Annotated in this window: 8 protein-coding genes; 4 read left to right on the top strand and 4 right to left on the bottom strand. The window is 74.1% G+C overall.

Going from position 1 to position 7,923, the window contains the following annotated elements:
* The first annotated feature begins 248 nt into the window (after positions 1-248).
* Together ACFWIS_RS40055 and ACFWIS_RS40060 are read left to right on the top strand one after the other, a co-directional pair.
* Entirely contained in the window at positions 249-866 is a 618-nt protein-coding gene (locus tag ACFWIS_RS40055) for a GNAT family N-acetyltransferase (protein WP_380463812.1), read from the top strand.
* A 292-nt stretch (positions 867-1,158) separates the two neighbouring features.
* Positions 1,159-1,839 carry a GPP34 family phosphoprotein gene (locus tag ACFWIS_RS40060; RefSeq protein WP_380463810.1) on the top strand — a complete coding sequence of 227 codons (681 nt, stop codon included), beginning with the start codon at positions 1,159-1,161 and terminating at the stop codon, positions 1,837-1,839.
* Between the two features lie 125 nt (positions 1,840-1,964).
* On the opposite strand, the gene ACFWIS_RS40065 is transcribed toward ACFWIS_RS40060, so the two are convergent.
* Both ACFWIS_RS40065 and ACFWIS_RS40070 read right to left on the bottom strand, forming a co-directional pair.
* Positions 1,965-3,152, bottom strand: coding sequence for a cytochrome P450 (locus tag ACFWIS_RS40065; RefSeq protein ID WP_380463808.1), 1,188 nt, complete (start codon positions 3,150-3,152; stop codon positions 1,965-1,967).
* A 121-nt stretch (positions 3,153-3,273) separates the two neighbouring features.
* Positions 3,274-4,125, bottom strand: a complete 852-nt coding sequence (locus ACFWIS_RS40070; protein WP_380463806.1) for a LysR family transcriptional regulator — start codon at positions 4,123-4,125, stop codon at positions 3,274-3,276.
* Between the two features lie 95 nt (positions 4,126-4,220).
* On the opposite strand from ACFWIS_RS40070, the gene ACFWIS_RS40075 reads away from it, so the two are divergent.
* Together ACFWIS_RS40075 and ACFWIS_RS40080 are read left to right on the top strand one after the other, a co-directional pair.
* Entirely contained in the window at positions 4,221-4,952 is a 732-nt protein-coding gene (locus tag ACFWIS_RS40075) for an SDR family oxidoreductase (RefSeq protein WP_380463804.1), read from the top strand.
* A 207-nt stretch (positions 4,953-5,159) separates the two neighbouring features.
* On the top strand, positions 5,160-6,146 hold the full coding sequence (locus tag ACFWIS_RS40080; protein WP_380463802.1) for an Acg family FMN-binding oxidoreductase: 987 nt from the start codon (positions 5,160-5,162) through the stop codon (positions 6,144-6,146).
* 252 nt (positions 6,147-6,398) lie between these two features.
* Here the strand turns inward: ACFWIS_RS40080 and ACFWIS_RS40085 are convergent, their stop codons facing one another.
* Both ACFWIS_RS40085 and ACFWIS_RS40090 read right to left on the bottom strand, forming a co-directional pair.
* Positions 6,399-7,664 carry an APC family permease gene (locus ACFWIS_RS40085; protein ID WP_380463800.1) on the bottom strand — a complete coding sequence of 422 codons (1,266 nt, stop codon included), beginning with the start codon at positions 7,662-7,664 and terminating at the stop codon, positions 6,399-6,401.
* Between the two features lie 75 nt (positions 7,665-7,739).
* On the bottom strand, positions 7,740-7,923 hold a 184-nt coding region (locus tag ACFWIS_RS40090), incomplete at its 5' end, for a hypothetical protein (RefSeq protein WP_380463798.1).

Raw genomic sequence — 7,923 nt, forward strand, 5'->3', positions numbered from 1 at the left:
GCTCCGAGACGGCACCCTCTACGAAACCCGCACCCCCGAAACCGTGCCCGCATGACCCGCGCAGCCTTGACGAAGGACATAGAGGCACCCCCCGGTGGAGCGGCCGTCGTTCGGACAGCGGGCCCGCCGCCCGCAGCGGCCGCTCCACCGCCTCCACGCGCACGTGCGGTCAGAAGCGTTCGGAACGAGCCGAGTTGGGGCCCCGTCCGGGCGGCGGGGATAAGGGCGAGCAGGATGTCCGTATGCGGATGACGAATGCGGGCGCGCCCAGGGCGGCGACGGGTGACAACGTCGGGTCGATAGCCGGGGCGCTCGCCCGGGCCTTCGAGGACGACCCGATGATGTGCTGGTTCTTCCCGGACGGCGCCACCCGCCCGGCCGCGCTGGACGGCTACTTCAGCACCCTGCTCACCCGGCAGTACCTGCCGCACGGGGTGTGCGAGCGCACCGAGCACGCGGCCGCCCTCTGGGTGGGGCCGGAGGCGCAGGAGAAGGCCGCGCCGGACGAGGGGACGATCCGGGAGCTGAGCGGTCTGCTCGGGGAGCGGGCCGACTGGTTCCGGCACTGCGTCGAGGCGGCCGCCGCGAACGCGCCGCAGGAGGCGCACTGGTACCTCGCGGTGCTCGGCGCGGACCCGGTCGCCCAGGGCCGCGGAGAGGGCGCCGCCCTGCTGCGCTCGGGCCTGGCCAGGGCGGACGCGGCGGGCCTGCCGGTGTACCTGGAGTCCTCCAAGCAGGAGAACCTCGCGCTGTACCGGCACTTCGGCTTCGAGGTGGAGGAGGAGGTGCGGCTGCCTGGGGGCGGCCCGACCCTCTGGGCGATGCGGCGCGCGCCCCGGGCACAGGCGTGCGCGGAGGGGCGCTGATGCGTTCTCGGCGTACGGGAGACGGCAAAAAGCAGGAAAAGTAAGCGTATTGTTCCGACAAAGCCGCATCCATGGGAGGGGTCGATGGGGACGACCGTGCGCTGCCCGCCGACCCGCGCTCCGTCGAGGCCTGCCTGTCGGGCGGCGCGGCGGGCGGTACGGCGTCCAGCGCAGCGGGCGGCGGCGCCGAGGCGCTGCTGCGGACGCTGCTGGCGGAGGACACCCGGGCAGGCGTCTGGTCGAAGCCCCGGGGCGATGAGAACCGGTGGAAGAGGAAGAGGAAGGGACCCCCATGCACGTCACCCTCGCCGAGGAACTGGTGCTGCTCTCGCTGGACGACGAGTCCGGCGCGCCGAAGGAGGGCACGAACACCTCCTGGGCGGCGGCGGGCGGCCTGCTGGCCGAACTGGTGCTGGCCGGGCGGGCGGAGGTGGCCGACGGGCGGATCGCGGTCACGGACCGCACCTCGACCGGCGAGCCGCTGGTGGACGGGCGGCTGGAGCGCCTCGCCGAGTGGGCGGACGGGCGGAGGCCCGGCCGGGCCAAGGCCGCGGAGTGGCTCGCCCGGGACCGCTCCACCGTGCTCCGGGACACCGAACTGCGGCTCTGTGAACGGGGAGTGGTGGCCGAGCGGCGGCACCGCGTGCTCGGCCTCTTCCCGGTCCGGCTCTACCCGGCGACGGACGGCAGCGTGGAGCGGGCCCTGCGCGCCCGGCTGGCGGACGTCGTCCTGAACGGCGCCGAGCCGGACCTGCGCACCGCCGCCCTGGTCGCCCTGCTGCACTCCGCCGGGCTGCACCGGCTGGCCTTCCCCGAGCTGCCCCGAAAGCGGGTCCAGCCACGTTTCGCCGAGGTCGCCGAGGGTGAGTGGGCGGGCGAGTCCGTCCGCGAGGCGATCAGGAACATGCAGGCCACCATGGCCGCCGTGATCACCGCGGCCACCGCCGCCAGCGCCGCCGCCGCGACGGGCTGAGCGCGACGGACTGACGGACTGAGCGCGCCGGGCCCGGGCCACGCCCCGGTGACGTGGCGCGGGCCCCGCGACCGCCCGGTCGGCGGTCGGTGCAGCCGCGTCGGCGGACTCCGCCGGCGGCCCGGCTACAGCAGGACGGGGAGCGATTCCAGCCCGCGGATGAGCCGCGAGTGGCGCCAGCGCAGTTGGTCGGCGGGCCGGCCGAGTCGAAGCTCGGGGAAGCGTGTGAGAAGCACACGCAGCGCAGTTGCCACCTCGGCGTGAGCGAGCGGTGCGCCGAGGCACCGGTGGATGCCGTGGCCGAAGGCCAGGTGCGCGTGCGCGCCTTCTCGTTCGAGGTCGAGCCGGTTCGGCTCCGGGAAGCGGGCGGGGTCGCGGTTGGCGGCGCCCGGGCTGACGGACACCGGGCTGCCCGCCGGAACGTCCGTCTCGCCCACCCGGACCGGTTCGGGAGCCCAGCGCCAGGTGGCGATGGCGACCGCGGAGTCGTAGCGAAGAAGCTCGTCGACCGCGCTCTCGATTCTGTTCGGGTCCGAGCGCAGCAGCTCCAGCTGGTGGGGGTGCTGGAGCAGCGCCAGGACGGCGTTGCCGATCGCGGCGGTGGTGGTCTCGTGCCCGGCGACCAGGAGCAGCACCGCCAACGAGACAAGCTCCTGCTCGGTCAGGTGGTCGCCGTCGCCGTCGCCGTCGCGGACGGTGGCCAGGGTGGACAGCAGCGCGTCGTCCGGCGCGCGGCGCTTGGAGGCGACCAGCTCGGCCAGGTAGTCGGCCAGGGCGTGGGACGCTGCGTCGATCCGTTGGTTGTCGCCGGCTGCGAACAGGTCCGTCGACCACGTCCGAACGCGGTCCCGGTCGGCGCCCGGGACGCCGAGGAGCCGGCAGATCACCGTGACGGGGAGCGGGACGGCGAGTCCGTCGATGACGTCGACCTCCTCCCCGGGCACCCACGAGTCGATCAGGGCCTCGGTCAGGTCGACGATGCACGGGCGCAGGCGGTCGACGGCACCGGAGGTGAACGCCTTGGTGACCAGCCGTCGCAGCCTGGTGTGGTCCGGCGGATCCGTGGCCAGCATGTTCTGCGAGACGGCGGGGTGGAGGGTGCGACCGGTCTCCTTGCCGGCGAAGAAGCGATTCGTGTCCTTCGACAGTCCGGGGTGGGCGAGTGCTTGCTTCGCCTCGGCGTAGCCGGTCACCACGTAGCCGGCCCGGTGCCCGCTGCCCGGGAGCCTCTGCACGGCCCCGTTGCGCCGGAGTGCCGCATACGTCGGGTACGGATCCCGGAGGAAGTCGGGGTCCTGGAAGGGGCTGTTCATGGTCATCCGTTCGCGGGCTCGGGAGTCAGGGGGCTGCCGTACGGGTCGGACGATGCCGGATCGGGAGCAGCACTCCCGTGTTCCGCTTCGGGTGTGCCGGAACGCGCCCGGCGGATGGGAACTACCGCAGACGGGTCGCGGTCCGGACGAGGTCGGCGACGGCTCTGGACCGACTGTGCGGCGGCCAGGCGATCACGGTGGTGACCTTCGGCGCGTCCAGCACGGGCACGGCGGCGAGGTCACCGTGCAGTTGAGCTCGGCACGACTCCGGGGAGACCGCGCAGGCACGGCCGAGCGCGACGAGCTGCAACAACTGCGCGTGGTCGCGGACCTGCGGGCCGGGGCCGGGCGGGTAGCTGCCGTCGGGGTCGGGCCAGCGCGGCAGGGGCAGGCCGGGCAGCCCGGTGATGTCGGCCATGCGCACATGGGGCCGGACGGTGAGCGGATGCCCGGCCGGCAGGACCACGACCTGGCCCTCCGTGCTCAGTTCCTCGGTGTGGAACCCGGCCGTCGAGTCGAACGGCCGGTGCAGTAGCGCCACGTCGGCCCGGCCCTCGCGCAGAAATCGTTCCTGCTCGGCCGGGCCGCACAGGACGACCTCGACGGAGACCGCGCCGGGTTCGGCGGCGTACGCGTCCAGCAGTTCCGCCAGCAGTTCGCGGGACGCGCTGGCCTTCGTGACCAGGACCAGGCCGGGACGGCCGGTCGGGGGAAGGGCGGCGCGGCGGGTCCGGCGCTCGGCCGCTTCGACCGCGTCGAGGGCCGCCCGGCCCTCGACCAGCAGCACCGAGCCGGCTTCGGTCAGCGTGACGGTGCGGCTGGTCCGATCCAGCAGCGCTGCCCCGAGCCGGCGTTCGAGCTGCTGGATAGCCCGTGACAGTGGCGGCTGTGCGATCCCGAGCCGCTGCGCCGCGCGCCCGAAGTGCAACTCCTCGGCGACGGCGACGAAGTAGCGCAGTTCCCTGGTCTCCATCCCGCCACGGTACTCCGGATCGATACCTGGAAGGTATCGTCGCCCACCCGATCGGTCTTGGACCCCCGCCGGGGTCCGGGAGCAGCATGGTCCCCATGAGCGAACGAACGATTGCGCTGGTCACCGGCGCGAACAAGGGAATCGGCTACGAGATCGCCGCGGGTCTGGGCGCCCTCGGCTGGAGCGTCGGTGTCGGCGCCCGCGACGAGGAGCGCCGCAGGGCCGCGGTGGAGAGACTGCGCGCGGCCGGCGTCGACGCCTTCGGCGTGCCGCTGGACGTGACCGACGACGCGAGCGCGACAGCCGCCGCACGGCTGATCGAGGAACAGGCCGGGCGCCTCGACGTGCTCGTCAACAACGCCGCCATCACCGGCGGCATGCCCCAGGAGCCCACCCGGGTCGACCCCGCCACCATCCGCACGGTCGTGGAGACCAACGTCATCGGCGTCATCCGTATCACCAACGCGATGATGCCGCTGCTGCGCCGCTCGGCCTCACCGCGGATCGTCAACATGTCCAGCAGTGTCGGCTCCCTCACCCGGCAGTCAGGGACCGCCGGTGAGCTGAGCACAGGTCCGGTGGCCGTGGCGTACTCGCCGTCGAAGACGTTCCTGAACGCCGTCACCCTCCAGTACGCCCGGGAGCTGAGCGGTACGAACATCCTGATCAACGCCGGCTGCCCCGGCTACGTCGCGACCGACCTCAACGGCTTCCGGGGCGTGCGCACCCCCGAACAGGGCGCGGCCATCGCCATCAAACTCGCGACCCTGCCCGACGACGGCCCGACGGGCCAGTTCTTCGAGGAGGCCGGCGTAGTGCCGTGGTGAAGTGCACGGCGGTCGCTCGATTGCGCGGGGGCCACCTTCGCACCGGGCACATCGAGCTGTCGGGCCCGGTCGTCCGATGAGGTGCACGCTCTCAGCACTCAGTGCCGTCCGGCCGAAGCGGTCAGGGCCGTTGGGCCCTCGACCGTCGCCTCGCTCCGGTGGATGCTCGGATCACCGGCGCTCCCCGCCGGCAGGGAGTGAACCACCATGACCACCGAAACCGCCCTCACCACCGCGGACCTCCGCCTGCTGGCCGAAGCCGGCGGTGCGGCGCCCTCGCTGCACAACAGCCAGCCATGGCGCTTCCGCCCCACGCCCGACCTGCTCGGCCTGGAGGTGCACGCCGACCCGAGCCGGGCCGTCCCGGCCGCCGACCCGGACCGCAGGGCGCTGCACATCTCGATCGGCGCCGCCCTGTTCAACCTGCGCGTGGCCGCCGCCCACCTCGGCCGCGAGGCCGTCGTCCACCTCCTTCCGGGAGGCGAGGACGCACAGCCGCGCGCCGTGCTCGACCTGTCCGCACCCGCCCGCACACCGCAGCCCTTCGGCGCGGACCTCTACCCGGCCGTCGCCCGGCGCCACTCCAGCCGCCAGCCGTTCACCAACCGGGACGTTCCCGAGGCGCTGGTCGCCGACCTCATCACGGCAGCCCAGGACGAAGGCGCCACGCTCACCATGCTGGAGGAGTACGGCGTACGCCGGGTGCTCGCCCTCACCGCCGAGGCCGAGGCCCACATCGCCGCCGACGTCACCCGCGAGGCCGAGACCCGCAACTGGCTGCGCCTGGAACCGTCCTACGACGGCATCCCGCTCGCCGCCCTCGGTTCGCACGACCGCGACGCCCGCGTCCCGATGCGCGGCTTCACCGGCCACCCGCCGAGCCACACCACCCCGGCCGAACGCTTCGAGGCCCTTCCCCAACTCGCCACCCTCGCCACCCACTTCGACCACCAGGCCGACTGGCTGCGGACCGGGCAGGCGATGGAGCGGGTCTGGTTGCTCGCCACCGTCCACGGCCTGCGTGCCTCCGTCCTGCACCAGGCCGTGGAGATCCCCGAAACCCGCTGGCGCCTGCGCGACCCCGTCGAGGGGCCCGGACACGTCCAGCTGGTGCTGCGCCTCGGATACGGCCCGCCCGGTGCGGCCAGCCCGCGCCGCCCGGTGGGGGAGGTCCTCGACGAGGCGGACGACTGACGACGAGGTGGACGACTGACGGGGCCGCCCGAGCGGACCGGCCCGCCGGTGGCCGCACCGCGGGCAACCTCCCTGCGGGCGGACGACGACCACCGAGCAGTGGCGTGCTGCGCGCAGCGCGTGCCGACCGAGCCGAGCAGGGCGACGCAGAGGCGCACGCCCCCCGGGCACCGGCCCGGTCGGTTGCCGCGGCAGGGCCGTTCAGCCTCGCCTGCCGGACCGGGCGATGTCTGCCGCACCGGGCGGTCGCGGTCAGGCGCGGGCGAGCGCCTTGCGCAGGCCGTAGGCGGCGGCGCCGAGCGCGATGACCACGGCGCCCCACACCACCGAGTCCGCCGGCAGGGCGAAGGCCAGGGCGAGGCAGCCGACGGTGCCGACGACGGGCACGATCCTCGGCGGGCGCCCCTCCTCGGGGGTGAGCGTCCAGGCGGAGGCGTTGGCGACGGCGTAGTAGGCGAGCACTCCGAAGGAGGAGAAGCCGATCGCGCCGCGCACGTCCGCGACGGCCGCCAGGGCTGCGACGACGGTGCCGACGGCGAGTTCGGCGCGGTGCGGTACTGCGAAGCGCGGGTGGACGGCGGCGAGTCGGTGGGGCAGGTGCCGGTCGCGGGCCATCGCCAGGGTGGTGCGCGAGACGCCGAGGATCAGCGCGAGCAGTGAGCCGAGGGCGGCCACCGCCGCGCCGGCGCGTACCACCGGGGCGAGGCCCGGTGCGCCGGCCGCGCGGACCGCCTCGGCGAGCGGCGCCGGGGTGTGGGCCAGCTGCTCGGGGCCGAGCACGGCGAGGACGGAGAGCGCGACGACGGCGTACACGACCAGGGTGACGCCGAGCGCGACCGAGATCGCGCGGGGGATCGTGCGCTGTGGGTCGCGGACCTCCTCACCGAGGGTCGCGATGCGGGCGTACCCGGCGAAGGCGAAGAACAGCAGGCCGGCGGCCTGTAGCACCCCGTGGAAGCCGGCGTCGGCGCCGACCGCCCAGCGGCCGGTGTCGGCGGCGCCGCTGGTCAGACAGGCGGTCACCACGGCGGCGAGCACGGCCAGCACGACGGCGACGATCGCCCTGGTCAGCCAGGCGGCCTTCTGCACACCGACGTAGTTGACCGCGGTCAGCGCCACCACCGCCGCGACCGCCACGGCGTGGGCCTGCGCGGGCCAGACGTAGGAGCCGACGGTGAGTGCCATCGCCGCGCAGGAGGCGGTCTTGCCGACGACGAACCCCCACCCGGCCAGGTACCCCCAGAACTCGCCGAGACGCTCCCGCCCGTACACGTAGGTGCCGCCCGACTGCGGATAGCGGGCAGCCAGCCGTGCGGAGGAGGTCGCGTTGCAGTACGCGACGAGGCCGGCCAACGCCAGTCCGATCGGCAGCCCGGACCCGGCTGCCGCCGCGGCGGGCGCGAGCGCGGCGAAGATGCCCGCGCCGATCATCGACCCCAGCCCGATCACCACGGCATCGAACACGCCCAGGTGCCGTCGCAGTTCCGGTGGCCCGGCCGTCCGCGCCGAGGTGCTCATCGACCTGTACCTCTCCCTCACCGGTTCCGATTCCGGTGCACCATACGCGAGCGAGGCCGCGGGAGTCCGATCCCGTCATCGGGCGCGGTCGGGTTCGCCGGCGCGCAGCGGTCCGTCGTCGTCCTCGACGATGAAGTCCTCGGGTTCGACGACCAGGTCGTAGAGGTGGCCGGTCAGTCGGCGAAGAGGTGCGGAGCGATCGGTGCGGTCCCGGTGTCCTCGGGGTCGTGATCGAAGTGGTGGATCCGGGCGTCCGGCC

This window comes from Kitasatospora sp. NPDC127060, from assembly GCF_042724935.1.
In the GTDB taxonomy this organism is placed as follows: domain Bacteria; phylum Actinomycetota; class Actinomycetes; order Streptomycetales; family Streptomycetaceae; genus Kitasatospora.